Source organism: Sinomonas humi (genome assembly GCF_000802235.1).
GTDB classification, from domain to species: domain Bacteria; phylum Actinomycetota; class Actinomycetes; order Actinomycetales; family Micrococcaceae; genus Sinomonas; species Sinomonas humi.
The window spans coordinates 92,280-111,730 of the sequence record NZ_JTDL01000123.1; the positions used below are offsets into that span (position 1 = coordinate 92,280).

At 61.7% G+C, this 19,451-nt stretch carries 18 protein-coding genes; 3 read left to right on the plus strand and 15 right to left on the minus strand.

The genetic code is table 11. The features are described from left to right. Positions 1-57 precede the first annotated feature (57 nt). Complete coding sequence (locus LK10_RS12725) at positions 58-753, plus strand: TetR/AcrR family transcriptional regulator (protein WP_081998500.1); 696 nt, start codon at positions 58-60, stop codon at positions 751-753. Here the strand turns inward: LK10_RS12725 and LK10_RS22935 are convergent. The 12 genes from LK10_RS22935 to LK10_RS12785 all read right to left on the minus strand — a co-directional run bounded on the left by LK10_RS22935 (position 716) and on the right by LK10_RS12785 (position 14,057). After that, positions 716-1,081: a hypothetical protein gene (locus LK10_RS22935; protein WP_043124220.1), complete on the minus strand. Its 366-nt coding sequence runs from the start codon at positions 1,079-1,081 to the stop codon at positions 716-718. The two genes, LK10_RS12725 and LK10_RS22935, sit on opposite strands and share 38 nt — an antisense overlap. Before the next feature lie 523 nt (positions 1,082-1,604). Then, a complete protein-coding gene (locus LK10_RS12735) occupies positions 1,605-3,152 on the minus strand; it encodes a class I adenylate-forming enzyme family protein (RefSeq protein ID WP_052207298.1) in 1,548 nt (515 codons plus the stop codon). 43 nt (positions 3,153-3,195) lie between these two features. Continuing rightward, a complete protein-coding gene (locus LK10_RS12740) occupies positions 3,196-3,954 on the minus strand; it encodes an SDR family NAD(P)-dependent oxidoreductase (RefSeq protein WP_043124223.1) in 759 nt (252 codons plus the stop codon). Next, positions 3,947-4,375, minus strand: a complete 429-nt coding sequence (locus LK10_RS12745; RefSeq protein ID WP_043124225.1) for a VOC family protein — start codon at positions 4,373-4,375, stop codon at positions 3,947-3,949. Before LK10_RS12745 ends, LK10_RS12740 begins: the two co-directional genes overlap by 8 nt. Positions 4,376-4,388: 13 nt before the next feature. After that, entirely contained in the window at positions 4,389-4,847 is a 459-nt protein-coding gene (locus LK10_RS20935) for a nuclear transport factor 2 family protein (RefSeq protein ID WP_052207299.1), read from the minus strand. A 68-nt stretch (positions 4,848-4,915) separates the two neighbouring features. Beyond that, positions 4,916-6,001 (minus strand): ABC transporter permease, encoded by a 1,086-nt coding sequence (locus LK10_RS12755; RefSeq protein ID WP_052207300.1) that lies wholly within the window; start codon positions 5,999-6,001, stop codon positions 4,916-4,918. A gap of 24 nt (positions 6,002-6,025) precedes the next feature. Continuing rightward, entirely contained in the window at positions 6,026-7,567 is a 1,542-nt protein-coding gene (locus LK10_RS12760; protein ID WP_043124227.1) for a sugar ABC transporter ATP-binding protein, read from the minus strand. 107 nt (positions 7,568-7,674) lie between these two features. Further along, positions 7,675-8,838: a substrate-binding domain-containing protein gene (locus LK10_RS12765; RefSeq protein WP_043124229.1), complete on the minus strand. Its 1,164-nt coding sequence runs from the start codon at positions 8,836-8,838 to the stop codon at positions 7,675-7,677. Between the two features lie 39 nt (positions 8,839-8,877). Continuing rightward, positions 8,878-9,093, minus strand: coding sequence for a hypothetical protein (locus LK10_RS12770; RefSeq protein ID WP_043124232.1), 216 nt, complete (start codon positions 9,091-9,093; stop codon positions 8,878-8,880). A gap of 30 nt (positions 9,094-9,123) precedes the next feature. Next, on the minus strand, positions 9,124-11,043 hold the full coding sequence (locus LK10_RS12775; RefSeq protein WP_043124234.1) for a hydantoinase B/oxoprolinase family protein: 1,920 nt from the start codon (positions 11,041-11,043) through the stop codon (positions 9,124-9,126). After that, on the minus strand, positions 11,040-13,082 hold the full coding sequence (locus tag LK10_RS12780) for a hydantoinase/oxoprolinase family protein (protein ID WP_043124236.1): 2,043 nt from the start codon (positions 13,080-13,082) through the stop codon (positions 11,040-11,042). Before LK10_RS12780 ends, LK10_RS12775 begins: the two co-directional genes overlap by 4 nt. Before the next feature lie 180 nt (positions 13,083-13,262). After that, positions 13,263-14,057 (minus strand): SDR family NAD(P)-dependent oxidoreductase, encoded by a 795-nt coding sequence (locus tag LK10_RS12785; RefSeq protein WP_043124237.1) that lies wholly within the window; start codon positions 14,055-14,057, stop codon positions 13,263-13,265. Positions 14,058-14,199: 142 nt separating this feature from the next. Between LK10_RS12785 and LK10_RS12790 the strand changes: the two genes are divergently transcribed. Together LK10_RS12790 and LK10_RS12795 are read left to right on the plus strand one after the other, a co-directional pair. Then, positions 14,200-15,669, plus strand: a complete 1,470-nt coding sequence (locus tag LK10_RS12790) for an aldehyde dehydrogenase family protein (protein WP_043124293.1) — start codon at positions 14,200-14,202, stop codon at positions 15,667-15,669. A gap of 294 nt (positions 15,670-15,963) precedes the next feature. Beyond that, entirely contained in the window at positions 15,964-17,289 is a 1,326-nt protein-coding gene (locus tag LK10_RS12795) for a phosphotransferase (RefSeq protein WP_197061931.1), read from the plus strand. A 339-nt stretch (positions 17,290-17,628) separates the two neighbouring features. On the opposite strand, the gene panB is transcribed toward LK10_RS12795, so the two are convergent. The 3 genes from panB to LK10_RS12810 all read right to left on the minus strand — a co-directional run. Continuing rightward, complete coding sequence (panB, locus tag LK10_RS12800; RefSeq protein WP_043124243.1) at positions 17,629-18,519, minus strand: 3-methyl-2-oxobutanoate hydroxymethyltransferase; 891 nt, start codon at positions 18,517-18,519, stop codon at positions 17,629-17,631. Positions 18,520-18,693: 174 nt separating this feature from the next. Then, positions 18,694-19,128, minus strand: a complete 435-nt coding sequence (gene panD, locus LK10_RS12805; protein ID WP_081998505.1) for an aspartate 1-decarboxylase — start codon at positions 19,126-19,128, stop codon at positions 18,694-18,696. A gap of 107 nt (positions 19,129-19,235) precedes the next feature. After that, positions 19,236-19,451 (minus strand): citrate/2-methylcitrate synthase (locus tag LK10_RS12810; RefSeq protein WP_331377474.1); only part of this gene is annotated, 216 nt, incomplete at its 5' end.

A 19,451-nucleotide genomic window follows, 5' to 3' on the forward strand; every position in this document is an offset into this window, starting at 1 on the left:
ACGGAACGATCACAGTGAACCGGCATGGGTCGAGGTGCAGATCGTTGAGGAGGGGTAATGCCTGAAGCATCAACCGTCGCATCGGACACTGTGGGTGCGAAGGCGGACGGAACACCTCGGCGGCATCAGGGCATGAGTCGGGAGAGCATCCTCGCGGTCGCCGCAGACCTCTTCAGCAGGCAAGGCTACCGGGCTACCTCCCTGCAGGACGTTGCAGACCGCTTTGGTGTCCAACGCCCCGCCCTCTATTACTGGTTCCCTCGCAAAGTGGACATACTAATAGCCATCCACGATCCGATCATCACGAGTTTGACCGAGGAACTGGACCGCGTCGCCGCCCTCGACGTAGATGCCGACGAGAAGCTCACGTTGATCCTGGCGAGCCAGGTCAAGATGTACACCGAGAAGACTGCCGAGCTCGCCGTGTATTTGGGGAACGAGGCTGAGTTGCCTGAGAAGCAGCGCGCTGCCTACCGCCAGATGGCCCGGCATTACCAGCTCACCATCGAGACGATCTATCGCGACGGAGTTGAAGCCGGGCTGTTCGAGGATCTCGACCCGAAGATGGCCACAGCCTCCCTTTTGGGAATGGTGCAATGGCTCCACCGGTGGTATCACCCGTCCGGCCGATACAACGCCGACCAGGTGATGGATACCATTCTGAGCATCGCCCGTCACGGCATCCGTCGAAACAATCCGAGCGACGCCGTCGTCCCTACAGGAGCTCACGTAGTGCGAACCCATCGGGCGTAAAGTCGACTCGCACACGCGTCTGCGCGATGGCCGAGACGGACACGACGCCGAAAGGGCCCATCTCGTCGAAGAGCCTGGCCGCACCCGCAGAGACTCCCCCATTCGCCGACCAGTCGAGAGCAGCAATTCCGATGCCGCTTCCTGACGGGAGTCGGCTGATCGAGACTGTCGCGTCCGCGTTGATGTACTGTGCACCACGTTCGCTCCAGTTGACGCTCGCGCTCCCGAGATCGCTTGCCGCGCAGACTCGTTCGAATCCTGTCGGTTTCTCTCCTTCAACCGTTCCGATGTCACCCTGCCAGACGTACTTGCGGCTGGGCGAAGTCACTCGCCCTGGTATTGGACTCCATTCAGTGGATTCACTCCGGTAGCATCTGCCAAATTCATCAAAGGGGACGCCTTGGCCGGGGACCGGAATCGAGACATCGGGAGTCCACACATGGTCTTCAGGACTGATGCCCCCTCGCACGAAGAAGGTATGTGCACGGGCGATCATCTCTCCACCCTGTTCGAGGAAGGCGTCTACCACCAGAAGTCGAGGTCCGTTGCGTACGACCTCGGTTCGTACCCCCGTGACCGCCTTCCTTGCGGCCCGAACCATCTCGAATGCGGCTCTCGCCGGTACTAGTTCCGGCCTCTCGAGCCGAGCGCGGGCCTCCGCGCCGCGCCCAAGCAACCCGGCGACGGCCGGCCCTTGTAACTGGTCGTTGCCCCAGCCCGCCATCGCTTCGGTCCGAGGCTCGAACAGCTCCCTCCTCCCTCGTCCGGCCGAACGAAAGTAGGCTCTCGTTGCGCCCGTCACGCTCATTTCACTCGCCAAGTCCCTGGGCCGAGTGTCGTCATAGCGGAAATCACGTCCGAATGTCCGAATAGTGATACTCCTTCAGCACGGCTTTCCGCACCTTGCCAGTGGACGTGCGCGGGAGTTCGTCGACGACGAGGAAGTACTTGGGAACCTTGTACTTGGCGAATCGCGCGATGCATGAATTCTTGAGCTCCTCGAGATCGACGGCCCGGTCAACTTCTAGATAACAACACCCGACTTCACCATACTTCTCATCGGGTACCCCGATGATGGCGGTTTCCACGACTCCCGGGAAATCAAGAATATGCTTCTCGATCTCTGCCGGGTAAATGTTCTCGCCCCCGCTCCGGATCATATCCTTAGCGCGACCTTTTAAAGTGAGGAAGCCAGCCGCATTCAGAGAACCCAAGTCTCCGGTTCGACACCAGCCGTCGACGAATACTTCCGCATTCGCTTCCGGCCTGCGCCAGTAGCCGACACTGACGGCTGGGCTGCGCACCCACACCTCGCCGAGCACATCGGCCGCGACGACCACGCCCTCCACATCGGTCACCTTCACCTCCGCAAGGGGCATAGGCCGACCGACCGATTGCGGATAGTCGGACGTGAACTCGTGGTCGAGCACCGTGACGATCGCACCACCCTCGGTAAGCCCGTACTGCTGTACGAACTTCACCTCGGGAAGCAAACCCTTGAGCTTTCTAAGCATCGAGTCGCCGTATATGTCACCGCCTGCGTTGATGTACTTCATGCCAGCAGGCAGCAGCTTTCGCAGATCCGGCAGGTTCGACAGCTCCTCCGCCATGAACGAGTAGAACATGGCCTGGTTCACTTGATGGACGCGAATTGCATCCACAATCGCGGGGACTCTGACCCCTCTGGACGGGAAAGCAACGGCCGTGCCGTGTGCGAACAGAGCGGCCATGGTCAAGACTTCGAGACCGCCCGCGTGGAACATCGGCCCCGGACTCATCGTCACCGTATCTGGCCCCATCGTCCACTTCATCGCCTGCATCGCCGCGAACCAGAGAGTGTTCCCGTGTGTCCAAAGGGCACCTTTCGGCAGTCCCGTAGTGCCGGAGGTGTACATCAGTGAGACGGGGTCGTCCAACGAGCCACATGCGGCGATCTCTTCGGTCCCCCCCTCCAAGAACTGTGCCTCAGGCATCGCCCACTCGGCGGCTGTCTCGCCCCGCTCTACCAGTCGGTCAAGCCTGAGCGCCCCCCGGATCTCCCCGATCGCAGACTCGAAGTCGGAGTCGAAGACAAGCAGGCTTGCCTCTGAGTCATCAAGCTGGAATGAGAGTTCGGCCGCCGTAAGCCTCCAGTTCAATCTCACAGAAATGGCTCCAAGCCGAGCGATCGCGAGGTAGTAGGCCACGAAATCGGTGGAGTTGAACAGCAACAGCGCTACTCGATCGCCCATGCCGACCCCAGCCCGGCGAAGAGCATTGGCGAAACTCATTTCGCGCGCGCGTAACTCCCCGTACGTGATTGCCGGTTCCGATCCACAGGCCAACGCCAGCGCCTCGGAGTCGGCCGCCTTCGACGGATCGGCCACAGAATCGGTGATCCACGATACGCTCACGCCCATTGGAGCACACTCCTCGCATCAGCCGAAAACGCCTCGAATCGCTTCACAGGCTCAACCCCCCGTCGACCTGAAGGACCTGCCCGGTGATGTAGCGCGCCCGATCGCTCGCGAAGAAGGCGACCGCGTCCGCAATGTCGCTCGCACGGCCCTGATAGCGCAGGGGGATGTTCTTCTTGGCCATCTCCACATACGAATCGCTGAAGTCGCCGCGTTCCCGCATTTCAAAGAACATGCCTGCTTCAATGAAGCCAACGCCGACTGCGTTGGCCCGCACCCCGTGGCGCGCCTCCTCCACCGCGATGCTCCGGACGATCGCCTCGACTGCCGCCTTCGGGATCGAGGAGAGCGAGTCTTTCGGAATGTGCCGCTTGACCGCTGGCGTTGTGAGCGCGAGGAAGCTCCCGCGGGCTTGGCGGAGCGCGGGCAGGACAGCTGCCACGAGGTTGAAACAGCTCCCGGCATCCTGCATGAACATGGAGGCGTTTTCGGCATGCGTAATCTCGCCGATCCACCGTTGCGGTATATAGGGGCCCGCTGCATAGACACCCACGTCCACTCGACCGTACCGGTCGACGACCTCACGGACAGCGTTCTCGACGTTGGCGACGTTGCTGAGGTCGAGCGCTAACGCGATCGACTCGCCGCCGTCCTTGTTCAACTCTGCAACCAGTTCCTCTGCCTTCGCAGGACTGCTGCGGTAACCGACGGCGACGGCGAAGCCATCGCGCGAAAGCGAGCGGCAGATCTCGCCGCCGACACCGCCGCTCCCACCTGCGACCAGGGCGATCTTGCGTTCAGACATTTCCCCACTCCAACAGTTCGAGCACCGTGCCGTTCGCGTCATCGGGAAGCACGATTACCCGGGGACCGGCTCCCTCGATGAACGGCTGGGCATCGACGGCCCCGATGCCGTCGTCCCTGAGCCTTTCTCCCGCTGCCTTCACATCGTCGACGCTGAAGGCGATCTGTAAGAATCCCTCGCCGCGCTTCGCGAGGCGCCGCGCAATCGGGTTGGCAAGATCTTCCTTGTCGAGCGGTTCGATCAACTCGATGCAAGTGGCTTCAGCGCGAGCATCTGCAAATGAGATGAAGTTGCTCCTCACGCCTTCAGACTCCGAATCGACGGTGTTCACGACGTTCATGCCGTAGCGATCACACCACTCGCGGGTCGCGCGCTCAAGGTCACGGACCACGACGCCGATGTGACTGATTGACGAAGACAAATTTCCCTCTTTCTTACGCCTCAGGCTGGATGAAGCTCGGAAGCGTGCCGATCCCGATCGCACTCGGTCCAAGGCGGCGGAATCGACGATGTGAAATGCGCCATCCGCCGTCAGTACGAACGAGTCGGTCGAGGTATACGCCGACGGTCACGAAGTCGGAGTTAGGCTCCTTGCCCTCGGCGACGCCCCTCGTCCAGTGCCATGCCGTCACGTACACGCTCGACTTTGCCGTGTCACCATCGACAGAGATGCGCGGATTGGTCAACACGTGTGCTGTTCCATGGAACAGATCGACCTCTCGGCGATACTCTGCTGTCGCCTTCCCGATCCCTTCCCACGCGCCATACCCCAGGTCGATGACGACGTCCGTGGTGAATACTTCGTCGGCCATCGCTTCGGGTGTCCGCTTGTCGAGATGAGTTGCGTAAGCGAAGAGTACGTCTTGGATGTCGAGGACATCTTGCGTGCTCATGAGCCCTCCTTCGGCCTCGGTGTTGTTGTGAAGTCCCGTGTTGCTGTTCGACTGATGAAAGAGCGCGATCAGGCGTACTCGCGCGGCGCGATCGGTCTTCTTTCGCGGAGCTCGTCGCGTTGGGCCTCAGCGGTTGTCACTGCGGCGGCGCTCTCCGGCTCTGGCGTCTCGGGAGGACGTCGCCGCTTGCCGAATGCAATCCGACCCTCCGCGGTCGCAAGTGCAACCGCGATCAGAAGCACCGAGCCGTAGAACACCTGGTCAAGCCAGAACATCTGCGTCCATAGCTCCAGCACTTTCACCCCGGCGGCGAGGGTGACGATGACGACTAGAGTGCCCCACACATTGAACCGCCCACCTCTGAACTGAGTCGCTCCCAGGAAGACGGCTGCGAACGCCGGAAGCAGATAGCCTGGGCCGACATCCTTTGAGGCGACGCCCACGATGGAGACCTGAAGGATGCCGGCGAACGCCGCGATGATGCTGCCGACGACCAGCGAAAGTGTCATGTACGAGTTAGTCTTCACTCCGGCCAAGCGTGCTGCTTCCGCGTTTCCGCCGGTTGCGTAGATGTAGCGGCCTGCCGGCGTCGCCTCAAGGAAGAAGAACAGGAGCAGTGCCGCGGCGAACAGATAGTAGACCGCCAACGACTTCCCGAAGAGCTGGGTTGAGGTGAAAGCCAGGAAGTCCGGGCTGATGCCGACGATCTGTTTGTTGTCCGAGAGACCGATCGTCACACCGGCAAGAATCGTCCCCGAGCCGAGCGTCGCGATGAGAGAGAAGATCTTGAGCTTGACTATCCAGAGTGCGTTGAAGAGACCCACGAGGGCGCCGACTGCCAAAGTCAGAAGGATGACGATAGGAAGCGGGAGGCCAAGCTTCGTGTTAAGCAATCCCGCCACAACGCCGGAGAACGCCACGAGATTTCCGATCGACAGATCATAGACACCGGAGGCCAAGGGCAGTGTCAGCCCGATGGCCACCAACCCGACAACGGTCGTGTTGTTAAGGATCGCCGTGAGAGTTGAGTCGGTGAAGAAGAGATCCGGAACTACGATCGCGGCCCAGACAAGGATTATCGCGAAAAGATAGATTGAACTGATATTCCGCGGACCGAGCTTCTTCGCCATTCCGCTGAACGTTGGATTTGCCATGATTGTCCCTGGAGCTTTCTTTCGTCAGGCTGAGATAGCGTCTTGGCGGGAAAGAGTCTCTGCGAAGATGACGTCCTCAGTGAGTTTCCCTCCACTGAGTTCCACCTGGATTCGACCGTTTCGCAGCACTAGCACTCGATCGCACTCTCCGGCGAGTTCGGCAGCATCACTCGAACACAGGAGCACGCCAGCACCATCGCGGGCGGCGCTCGCGATGAGATCGTAGATCCGAGCACGGGCTCCCACGTCAACGCCCTGGGTGGGCTCGTCGAGGATGAGTACCTTGGGTGCGATACGCAGCGCACGCGCAAGAACGACCTTCTGCGCATTTCCCCCGCTCAGCGTTCGAATCGCCTGGTCCGGGCGTTGAGGCCGGATGTCGAGCTTCTCGATCCATTTATCGACTTCGGCCCGCTCCTTTGAGCGCGGCAGATGCCAGAGCCTCAGCCACCCGCTCCGAATATCCGACAAGCGCGAGAGTGTCATGTTCTCCGTGACACTCATCTCTCTGATCATCCCCTTGCGAGGCCGATCGGACGGGACGAAAGCCATTCCGTTCTTAATGTTCGTCTTGATGTCGCCTGCCCGGACGGATTCTCCTCGAATTCGTACATCTCCTCCCTCGCGAACCTGCGCTCCCATGATCAGTTCCGCTATCACCTCTCGACCTGAACCCACCGAGCCCGCGATGCCGACGACTTCACCTGCGGCCAAGGTGAAGCTCGCTTCCACGAGACTGTCACCAGAGAGGTTGGAGACGGTGAGGACCTCTTCCCTCGATTCTGCTGTGTGAATGTCCGGGTGTTCTCCGGCAGTGTAGAAACGCTTCGGCGACCTGCCGATGATCAGTTCAACCAGACGATCTTCGGTAAACTCGGACACCGGTCCGCCGCCCGCGACCTTTCCGTCGCGCATGACAGTTACCTGATCTGCCGCCTCCATGACCTCCTGGAGGTTGTGCGTGACGAGAAGCACAGCAGCTCCATCGTCCGCGATCTTCCGAACCGCCGAATACAGCCGATCCGCCTCGGTCTTGTTCAGGCTCGTCGTCGGCTCATCGAGAACGAGGACCCCGAAGTTATCGACATCCCAGTCCCGCAGGGCACGAGCTATTGCGACCATTGTTCGCTCGGCCGGCGTCAGCTTGACCACCGGTAAGTCAACATCGATCGTGACACCGAGGCGCCCGATGAGACTGCTCGCCCGTCGGCGCTCTTCCTTGCGGCGGATCGCTCCCAACGCATTTTGCTCGAATCCGTCCTGCAGTGCGAGGTTCTCGACCGCGGACAGGGTGTCTACAAGTGCCAGATCCTGATGAACGCAACGAATTCGCTTTGCGCGGATCCGAGGATCGTCGTCGATATTGGTGCCTGCGAGGATGATCTCGGTGCCGGGATCGGCCTGATGGAACCCGGAAAGGACCTTGATCAGTGTTGACTTGCCACACCCGTTCTGGCCTAGCAGCGCGTGTATCTGTCCTGCCGGGATCGTCAGATCCACGCCGCTCAGAACAGTGACCGCGCCGAAGGTCTTGCTGGCGTTCCTCAGCTGAAGCGAATTTGCCATGGCTCCTTCACGTGTTCTAGTTTCTCGACGCACTCTCATGCTTTAGGCAGAGAAGTTCGGCCGAGCCATGTCGATGACTGGCCAAACCCCTCGGGCCGCCGCCGGATCTACTGGGTCCAGAGCTTCTTGAACAGGTCCTGGTAACCAACAACCCCGGGGTAGTACCCGGCGTCGCTCAGGTCGACGTCGCCCTTCGTCAGCACTCGCTCGGGCTGCGGGATCGTCTTGGGGTCGATCGGCTGTTTCAGCAGCGCACGGGCGATGATGTCGGCGCTCTCGTAGGCGAGGTAGCCGTAGGCCGCGGGCACGTCCATGACAATCGGACCGCCTGCCTCCATATCTTCGAATTGAGCAGCGCTGTCCGACTGCGACACGATGCGAACACCACTAATACCCGCGGCCTTCAGCGCTTCCGGCACACCAATCAGAAGATCGCCGTACTGAGCTGCGATCCACTTCGTCTTAGGGTGCGATTGCAGATAGCTGACAATCTGAGAGGGCAGATCCGTTCCGATGCTCTGCGCCTGGATGTCGACGTAGTCCACCGTGCAGCCCGCGCACTTTCCGATCGTGCTCTTGAAGCCTCCTCGAACAGCTTGGTCCATCGTGAGGTCGGGGGCACCGAAGTAGGCAACCGTCGCGGCGCCCTTGGAATCCACGATCACCTTGCTGGCCATCAGCTTCCCAGCGGCATCGCCCTCGGGGGGGCCGAACGTGTTTGCCAGAACGGGGACCTGGTTTCCGGTGCACTTGATACGGACCGTGTCGCACCCGTAGTAGCCGAGTCCGACGATGGGGATGCCCGCAGCCGTGAGCGCCTTTGCCTGTTCCTGATAGAACTCCGGCCCGAAACCAACGATCATGACAGCGTCCGGTTTGAGACGAACAGCTTCACTGGCCCCCTGCGCGACGGTGTCCGGCGTGAGGCCGATGTTGATGCGCTGGACATGCATACCGAGCAATCCCGCAGCTTGGACGAGCCGATCGCCGATCAGGTTGGCAGTTTGGAATCCGGCCTCGAGGTAGACGATTTTCTTCCCCGCGACGGATCCGGACAATGGCTTCGTCTGCGGTAGCGTCGTAGCGTTCGTGCTCGCTGCCTTCAGCGCTTGGGCAGCAGCGTCGATGACTGCTTGATCAGTCTTCCCCTGCCCAGCATTGGCTCCGTCACTGACCGACGAGCATCCCACGGCCGTACTGGCCATGAGAAGAACACCGGCAATGGCGAGGATCTGGGCACCTCTCCGAGCGATTCCCCTTTGAATCTGCACGAGTTCTCCTGTTTTTGAGGTTTTAGGTTGTGTTTTCGATCAGATCGTGGCGGAGAAGATGGTGATTTGACCGACAGGATCCGATTCGCGCTTGAGGGAAGCCAGACAATGGCGGCACTTCACCACCTTGAACCAGCCGCCCTCGGACAGCACAGGGTAGGAGAACAACTGCTCCTCAGAGCACTCTGGGCACTTTCCCTTGGCGGGCACGCGTTCTTGGTTGACCAGCAACTCTGTAGGACGGTCGTAAGCCATGTTCTTTCTCCTCTACGTTCCGCACGTTCCTTATGCGCGAGCCGCGGCCGTGGCCGCCTCGTCGATGGTCAGGCCTTCGGGGTCCTCGTCGGGGTCGCCGACGACGACCACGCCGTAGTCTCGGAGCGCACCAAGGATCGTCACGTAGCCATCGCGTACGTCGCGAATCACGGCCTCGATCTCGCGTTCGAAGGGATCACCCCATCCACCGCCTCCATTGGTGATCCATCGGAGCGTGGAGCCCTTGTTCTCGGTCCAGTACGGGACTCGGGCGAAGAACGCGAACTCCCCGTTCTCGTCGAGGGCGCCGTTCTCGTCTACAACTCCAGAGACGACCACGCCGTCTGTGTCGGTGGCGCCAACGAGACGATACTCGCACTCAGGCTTGTCGGGGTCTTGATTCTCGAAAAACCATGAGCCGCCCACTCGTCCGGCCTTTCCGCCGTTCACGCCGAACCCCGACGGGAACCGAAAGTGCAGGGGCATGAGCCAGTGATCGCCGTCCGCAAGGAAGAGCGAGTCTTTGCGAAAGCCGGAGCCTCCCCGGTATTTTCCCGGCCCTCCGGTATCGGGGATATATTCACGTGCGGTTAGCAGCACCGGGACTCGACGTTCGATCTCCTCGGTCGGAGTCAAACGTTGGTTCAGAGTGAACGTCCCTGTGTGCCCGTCTGCGTCTCCAGCATCGGTCGCCCCCCAACCGCCGAACTGCGCTTCCAGCTCGGCAGCAGAGAACCAAGGACGACCATCAGGTGTCATTCCGCTTCCCGTGTGAAGGTTCGTCGAACCATAGAGCCCCCCGATCGCGCGAGAGCCGAGGGGCTCGGCCAGCGCATTGATGAGCGCGTTCACCAGAGCCGCCTGGACCTCCCAGTAGAAGTGGGTCGAGGCGTCGGGCATGGCGCTTGAGATAGTCCCGGGGGGAATCACCAGATCGATGTTGCGGTAGGTTCCCGAGGTGAACGGTGTCTGGGGATCGAGGAGGACTTTGAGACCCAGGGCCGCACTCGTTTGCGCATCGAGCGGAGTCGCATTCAAAGACGTGCGGGCCTGGCGGGATGAGCCGCTAAGGTCGACTTCGACTCGTTTGCCCTTCTTGATCACAGTGACGTGGAACCTGTAGATCTCCTCACTGTCCGCACCGTCGGTGTCCAGAACATCCTCACCCTCGTACTCACCGTCCGGCAGAGTCTGAAGGGCACGACGCATCGCCTCAGCTGAGCTGTCCAGGCTGTATCGCATCGCACCAAGCCACGCGTCCAGCCCATACCGTTCGACGCTCTCCTGAATCTGCTCGTCGCCCAGAGCGCAACTCGAATTGATGGTGAAGAAGTCCGGGAGCAGCGTCGCGGCGAAGCGGCCATTGTCTAGGAATAGACGAAGCACTTCCTTGACCGGTTCGCCCTTCTCGAAGATGCGCATCGGCGGAACCACAAGTCCGTTCTCGTAAACATTCTTCTTGAAAAGAGAGAACCCGCCGGGAATGATGCCGCCGATGTCGAGCATGTGAGCGCGGATCACGGTAAAGGATACGATCCTTCCCCCGTGGAAAACCGGCCTGATGAAGCAGGCATCATTCACATGGTTGCCGACTCGATAGGGATCATTGCTGACGAGAAGATCCCCGGGGGCCAGCCGGTCGACACCGAATTCTTCCACCGTCTTGCGGACGCCAGTTGCGAGGGAGCCAAGGAAGATGAAGTTTCCCTGGTTCATGCCGACGAGCGGATAGTCGAGCTCAGGGGGTCCGACAACTGCACAGACATAGTCCATGTTGAGCGAAATGATCGGCGAGAAGGCGCGGGTCACGATGTTGGTCGACATGTGCCCGGCGACGAAACGACTCCGGTTGGCGAGGACGTTGCACGTGTAGCGGCTCGCACCGTACTCGGCCTCGAACTCTCTTTCCGTCAGATTGCGAATACGATCAGTCGATTCATCAATGATCATTTCTTTGCCTCCAACTCAATAACGAATTCTCCGAGCGAGCCGACCTGAAGCACGAAGCCGGCAGGAACGAACGTTGTCGACAGGCGTTCGTGGACCACAGCCGGGCCGTGGATGACGTCACCGTCAAGGAGATCGTCGCGCTCAAACCGGTTCCCGGTCCTCTTCTCGCCGTCGCGAAGGTACTTCAGCTCGAGGTCGCCAATCGGTTGCGGGGTACCCTCGGTGCGACGGGGGACTGCTCCGAACTCTGCTTTCGGCATCTCAACGACCGCCTGCACTCGGAATGTCACCGCCTCAACCGGCATCGACTCGAACTTGTTACCTGCTCGCTGCTCGTAAACAGCATGGAATTTGGCGACCATCTCCTCGATCTGGCGGGTCCCGATGTCGCCGTCCGGAGCATCGATGAAGGCGGTCTCGAACGCCTGTCCTGCCATCCTCGCGTCGAACGTTCGGACGAACTTCGCCACTGAACTATTCGATCCGATCTCGTCGCGCACCTTCTGCTCGAGCTTCTCGAACACAGCGTCGATCGCATATACCGCGCTTTCGTCGAGCGGTATCATGAGCGACTGACTTTCCATGAACACCATGTCGGAACTCAGCAGGCCAATGGCTGAGAATAGACCCGGGTGAGGTGGGATGACCGCCTCGCGCACCTTGACCATGTCGAGAAGCGACGGGATCAGCATCGGCCCTCCCGCGCCGAAGATAACGAGTGAGAACTCTCGCGGATCCACGCCATTGCGAATCACGATGTCCACGATTCCCTCCGCAATGTTGTGGAGGCCGATGCGGAATGCATCTTGGACACGCTGCTCGAAGGACAGCGGCGTATCCAGTGATTCGAATGCGCGCACCGCCGCCGCGTAGTCGAGCGTCGCCTTTCCGCCGAGGAAATTCTCGGGGCTCAGGATACCCATCAGGACCGCAGCATCCGTCATCGTAGGCTGCACGCCTCCACGTCCGTAGCAGGCGGGTCCAGGATCAGCGCCGGCGCTTCCCGGACCCACTTGGATCTCGCCACCGGGACCGACCGTGATGAGCGACCCCCCACCCGCGCCGACGCTCGCGATCTCGTTGGACAGAGTCGTCACGACCATATCGGGCTCGAGCTCGAGAGACGTGTTGATGATCGGCTGTCCGTCGAGCACGATACTCACATCCGTCGAGGTTCCCCCGACGTCGACGCAGATCAGATTCCCGCGGCCGATCAGGCGGCCGAAATGAGCCGACGCTGTTGTACCAGCGGCGGGCCCTGAGAAGACCACGCGCGACGGGCGGTCCATCGCCGTTTCTACCGGCGCGAGCATGGCGGCGCAGTCACCGAAATTCAGGGAGCCGGTGAAACCTCGCTCACTCAACCCATTCTGCAGCCTTCCGGAGTAGTCACCATAAATGACCTTCATCATCGCGTCGATGACCGTCGTAGAGATGCGCGGATACTCCGGTGCGACAGGAGACACCGCGTGCGACATGACGACGGGGATGTCGCCTAGCTCTTCCCGGACGAGTTCCGCCAGCCGCTGTTCATGCACCCCATTGGTCCACGCGTTCAGGAGCCCGATCGCGACACCTTCGACGTTGCAGCGACCGAGGACGCGGATCTCCCTGCGCGCGGCATCCTCATCGAGGGGAAGGAACACGGAACCGTCCGCCTTCATCCGCTCGGGAACGGTCCTGCGCAGGTAGCGCGGCACCAACGGTCGGTTGGCGTCGCCGAACGAACGGCGCCATCGCGGATCGGCGATGGCCTCGTGAGGCCGGATGTTGCTGCCGATGTCCAGGATGTCGCGCTGGCCGATGGTCGTGATGAGTCCGACCTTCGGCAGGTTGCGAGTGAGGAGCGCATTCAAACCCGCGGTGCTCGCGTGGTTGAACACTAATGCGTCTCTCACGCCTACTTCATCGGCACCTTTCAAAACGCCGCGGGCGGAGTCGACGAGATCGGTCGGCACTTTGGTGGTGTGAATCACGCCATCCTCGACCGAAACGATATCGGTGAAAGTGCCACCGACATCAACGCTGACGAGTTGCATCAGGATCCCCTTTTCATTGCCTCATGGGAACCGGCTCCGGAAGACGGTCTTTAGAATGCCTTTTCAGGAACGGCGGAAAAGCTTTCACGTCGACCCCTCAGGACCATCTCCATCGATGGGTTCGGTTTCGTTGTCTATTTGTGGGCTATTTGCACATAGTGAGTGGACGAATCGGGGCATTCAATTGAAGAATGCAGTCGACGAATCCACGACCGCTGCTCCGCCGTCGGCCACCAGGACGTGCCCATTGACCATCGATGCATCAGACGAAACAAGGAAGGCGCAGACGGAAGCGATCTCGCCGGGGTGCGCGGCCCTACGCATGGGCACGAGCGCTGTCGTTCTCTCGTACGCTTCATCCAGCGTGATGCCGTCGCGCTCGGCAATGTACTCCATACCGCCGTCGCCCAGAGGAGTGCGGATCCATCCGGGAGTGATGCAGTTCGTGCGGATCCCGCGGGGGCCGTACTCTCGGGCGAGCCATCGGGCGAGGCCTACCACTCCATGCTTCGCGGCTGTGTAACCGAGCGCGCCGGGGGGGCCCGAAAGGATGCCGGCGGAGGAGGAGACAAGGACGATGGATCCCTGTGACTTCAACAGGTGAGGGATCGCCTCTGCGGCGAAGTAGAACTGGCCATTGAGGTTCACGGCGAGGCTCTTGTCCCATCCGTCGTTGCTGGATGGATTGGTGGTCGACTTGACCTGAGCGCCCTGAACACCGATGACGGCCTCGAGCCCCCCGAACGCGGATGCGGCGTCCTCCACAACTTCTCGGACTGCACCGCGGTCGGTGCCATCAGCAGGGAGGGCGATGCCTCCCAACTCATTCGCAAGCTCCGCCACCTGGGCTGCGTTGATATCCGAGAGGGCTACTCGCGCCCCATCGGCCGCGAACCGGCGGGCCACGGCTGAACCAAGTCCTCCGGCCGCCCCACTGATGAGGACTGTCTGGGGGCGATCAATCTTCGTTGACATGTGAGGCAGCTTACACTGCTTACTTACGCGTCTGTCAAATATACTATGTAAGATCAGCGTGAAACCCGAGACGCGTTGCCGCGATGATCGTGGCAGGCAGCGCCTCGCCCCGAATACGATTTGGAAGCGGATGATGCCGAAGATGTCAGAGCCCTCAGTTTCAGGCGTACCTGTTCCTCACCCGAACGACGTCCTTCTCGGCGGTGACTGGGTGCGTGCGCAGGGCGGTCTCCGCGACGTCCCATCCCCTTCCACAGAGGAGAGCATTGCGACGGTCGGCCTGCCGAGCATCGAACAGGCCACCGAGGCGGTTCGTCTCGCCGCAGAGATCGGGATGCAGAGCTGGGCAACACTTCCGGTTGCCGACCGCGTGAGCTACGTCAGCCGATTCTGCGACCTGCTCGAGTCGCGGCACTCCGAACTCGGCGTGCTCTGGGCGGCCGAGTCCGGCATGTCGCTGCGGCACGCCCGGGTAATGCATTCCCATGCAGCGAGGACGGCATGGCGGTCTTCGCTCGCCATAGCGGAGGCGACGCTCGCAGACGAGGTTCGCCAAGGCGTCCCCGGCAAGGTCATTGTCCGGCATGAACCGGCTGGAGTCGTGGTGGGGATCATTCCGTACAACGGTCCCGTCGTGTCGATAGGAACGAAGATCGTGCCCGCGCTCCTCGCCGGTTGCCCCGTGATCGTGAAGGGTTCGTCCGATTCCCAACTGGTCATGCGCATGGTCTCCGAGTGCGCTGCGGAAGCAGGCTTCCCCCGGGGCGCGATCTCGATCCTGTGCGGCAGCCCGACCGTGGCTCGTGTGTTGACGAGCGACCCACGTGTTGACCTGGTGTCATTTACAGGTGGCGAGGCGGCAGCCAAGGACGTCATCAACGCTACTCATGACCGATTCGCACGCACGCACCTGGAGCTCGGCGGCAAGTCTGCGGCCCTGGTGCTTCCCGACGCCGAGTTCGACCAGGTCGTGAAGGTGCTACGGCTCGGATCCGGCGCGGGCGCAGGCCAAATCTGCGCACTCCTGAGCCGCGTTCTCGTGCCACGAGAGCGGTTCGAAGAATTCGCCGAGAAGATGAGCACGGTATGGGATGGCTTCCGCATCGGAGATCCGCTCGATCCCGACACCACCATCGGCCCCTTGCTCAACAAGGCTGCATACGATCGAACACTGCAGTTCCTACAGACAGCATTGGCCGAGGGCGGGCGGGTTGTTGCTGGTGGACGCCGCCCCGAAGGCTTCGACAAGGGGTGGTATTTCACGCCGACGCTCATGGTAGACGTCAGACGCGATTCGACCCTGGCGCAAGAAGAGGTCTTCGGGCCGATTGTCGCGCTTCTGCCCTACGACGGTATCGAAGACGGCATCTCCCTTGCGAACGACTCGCGATTCGGGCTCTCCGGGGCTGTGTTCACAGAGGATGTCGAGCTCGGAATCGAGGTCGCTGCCCGGATCAGGACCGGCGCGGTGGGCGTCAATATGTTCGGCCCAGACATGACCGCGCCCTGGGGTGGGGTCAAGGAGTCCGGCTGGGGCCGTGAGGGAGGACTCGAAGGCCTCCTCGAGTTCACCGAAGTGAAGCAGATCGCGCTGGGGCCCACGTCCCATTAGCGCCTTCCCCAACTGCTTTCATTGAGGGGTCACACGAGGTCCATTGCTAAAGAACCTCCACTCCGTATAGTTTGAGAAAAGTAATTTTACGCAGGAGTAAGCTGGGGTCCCGAACTGCTCACCAGTTCATCGCAGAACGGTGACTGCTCAGGTGTTGCCCGATCGTCCGGGCGAACCAGCGCAGCCGAAAGGAACGTCATGAGTGGGCCTCAGATTGTCATCAGCGAAACGTGGGGGGATCTCGAACCTCGCTGGCACGGGCTGTTCGCTTGGGTCGAGGAGACACTGGGCGGCGTGATCGTCTCCTCCAAGCGCCAAGCGCGATGGAGACCCTGCTGGTTTCTGACGGTTCGGCTCGGCGACGGCAGTATGAAGGACCTCTATCTCCGCACTCAGCGTGAAGGCGGGATGCCATGGACCTCCAAGATCACGGTGGAGCGAGAGTACCGGATGATGGCGGTGCTGCAGAACCATGGCGTGAAGATCCCACACGTGTTCGGGTTTCACCCGCAGCCCCAGGCGATTCTGATGGAGACCGTGCCTGGCCGGGATCGATTCGACGAGCGTGATGGCCAGGCGGTTCGGGATCAGGTGATCCAGGAGTACGTCGAGATCCTCGCGCACGCGCACTCGATCGATGCGCGGGAGTTCGTCGACGCGGGGCTGCATCGCCCCGAGAACGGGGAGGAGGTCGGGTACGGAGGATTCCGCCTGACTGAGAAGTGGTACCGGGCAGCCAAGACCGCACCGGATCCGATCAACGAGTTCATCGTCAAGTGGATTCATGAACATCTGCCCACGCATCGGACCGAGGTCTGCTGGAACGTGTGGGACGCCGGCCAGTTCCTGCACGAGAACGGGCACTGTACAGCAATGATGGACGTTGAATTCGCCATGCTTGGCGACCCGTTCAACGACCTCGCGGCCATGAGATTTCGAGACACCATCCAGCCGATCGGCAACCTGACCAGGGCTTTCAAACGCTACCAGGAGGTGACCGGCGTCTCTCTCGAACGCAAGACCATCAACTTCCAGGTGGTCCGTTTCTCCGCGGTCACCACTCTTCTGCCGATCGGCCCCTTGAACGACCCGCCTGCGGACTTCGACTACGCACAATGGGCCGCATGGCAGTTGGTCGCCATGTTCGTCGCCATCGAGATCATGGCCGAAGAATTGGGGATCGATCTCACGTACGACGAACCACCTCCCGCTCCAGCGCCGTCACGCCAGAAGCCGTGGAAGCAATCAGTCTCACGCATCGTGGATTCGCTCGTCGACAACGATCAGATCCCGTTGGAGGAGTTCGACCGCTACACACTCTCGATCGCCGGCGATATGACGCGCGCCGTGCTCGAGGCGGATGAGATGGCGAACCAACTGGAGTCGGACGATATCGCGGACGTCGCCCGTCTGATCGGCCGACAGCCTAAAGACTGGTCACACGCAGATGAACTGCTCGAGGAGTTCGTGTTGAACGCGGGTCCGGAAAAGGAGGAGGAGTTGGTGCGCTACTTCTACCGGAGGTTGTGCCGCCAACGTGCCTCGCTCAGGCCCTCCATGCGGGAGATGCAAGAGTTCACCGTTCAGAGAATCGACTGGGCCGAGCTCGGTTTGGAGTGACCGAGTGCGGTCATGCCCGCGACGGCGCCCTCTCCTCTAGCCCTCGGCGTGCAGGGCATGCGGCTCATCGTCTCCAGCCAGCGAAGACAATCTCAGGGGTCAGTCGCCAGCTGATCGGCATCCCCGACCTCTCCCCGCAACACGGCCAGACTGAAGCGCTCCAAGTCCCGCACGAGCAAGATCGTGGAGCGGCTGATGATAGCGAGAATGCGGCGGCGGGACTTGGCGAAGGCCGGGGATCGTGGCATGGGGGCGCGCTACGCGGCAGACACCATCCCTGGGCAGCCCGCGAGGAGGGTCTGGGCGTATAGGCTGGGCCGTGCTTGCGGCGGGGCTGAGCTAGAAACTGTGCTCTCGACCGGGGAAGGCACCTGAGCGGACATCGTCGCGATAGCGGCGCGCGGCATCGAGGAGCTGGCCGCGCAGGTCTGCGTATTGCTTGACGAACTTCGAGATCCGCGTCCCCTCACCCCCACGGAGCCCCGCCATGTCCTGCCACACGAGCACTTGGCCCGTTGTGGAGGAACCGGCTCCGATACCGATCGTGGGGACGCGGACCGCCGCGTCGACGGAAGCCGCGGCGGCTGCGGGCACCATCTCCATGAGTACGCAGAAGGCACCGGCCGCCTCGAGGGCTTTGGCGTCCTCGATGAGGCGCGCGACGTCGTCCCCCCTTCCCTGGACTCGGTAGCCGCCGAGCGCGTGCTCGCTTTGCGGTGTGAAGCCAATGTGGGCAATGACCGGAATCCCGGCCTGCACCATCGCGCGGACGGTCTCGGCGTAGTACGCGCCGCCCTCCATCTTGACCGCATGGGCGAGCCCCTCCTTGAGGAACCGCACCCCGGTCTCCACGCCCTGAGCCGGGGAGGCCTCATAGCTGCCGAAGGGCAGGTCCGCGACGACGAGGGCGCGGTGGGCCGAGCGCGCCACGGCGCGGCACAGCGGGATGAGCTCGTCGACGGTGACGGGGATGCTCGTTTCGTGCCCGAAGACATTGTTGGCCGCGGAGTCGCCGACGAGCAGGACGTCGATGCCGGCTTCGTCGAAGATCTGCGCCGTGTACTGGTCGTAGGCGGTGAGCATGGCGAAGTGCTCGCTGCGGTCCTTCGCCGCGGCGAGGTGGTGAATGCGTACTCGGGCTGCAGGGCGGCCCGGTGAGAGGGAACTAGGCACCTCCCGGGACCCGGTCCCGTAGGGTGCGGGGATCTCGTCAGAGGCGGAAGGGGTCATGGTGTTCCTCGATTTCTCAGGAGGGAGACGCGGTTCCGAAGCCCGGAACCGCTTTGGCGCTCAATGGTCCCGCCGCTCGGCCATTCCAAACGACGCTTCCTTGGCGAGAAGAATCCGCATAGCCTCAGCAATCGCGAGCTGGCGACTGGCCTGATGGGAACGTGACTTCATTCGCTACTCGGGCCATGGGTTGCTTGCTCGTTCGGCATGGGGAGGGCGCATCAGGCCTGATACCGCTGCGCTTGCTGGGTCGGAACCAAGCTCGACAACGTTGTTTTCCGCGTCAACGTGCACGACAGTCGGTACGTGGCTGCGGATCTCTTCGCGGTCCATCAACGCGTAGCTGATCAGGATGACGATGTCGCCTTCATGGATCAGGTGGGCGGCCGCGCCGTTGATGCCTATGACGCCGGATCCCGGTTCCCCCGCAATTGTGTAGGTCTCGAGGCGGGCCCCGTTCGTGACGTCGACGATGGCCACGAGTTCGCCGGGAAGGATGTCGGCGGCTTCGAGGAGGTCCCGGTCGACGGTGACCGAGCCGACGTAGTGAAGGTCGGCGTGAGTGACTGTCGCGCGGTGGATCTTCGATTTCAGCATCGTCCTGTGCAAGGAATGCCCTCCCTTTCTGCTGTGCCCGAGATGGACTCTGGTTCCGGCGCCGGCCCCCGGACCTCGGGGTGCCTGTTGCGAGCGTGCGTGCCGGCGCCGGAGGCTTCTCAGTCGATGTGGCGTTCGTCGGGTCCGTTGTAGGCCGAGAGGGGGCGGATGAGGGAGTTGTTCTCGAGCTGTTCCATGATGTGGGCGGTCCATCCGACGATGCGGCTGGCGACGAACAGCGGGGTGAAGGTGGGGATGTCGAAGCCCATGAGGTGGTAGGCGGGGCCGGTGGGGTAGTCGAGGTTGGGCTTGATGCCCTTGGCCGCGTCCATGGA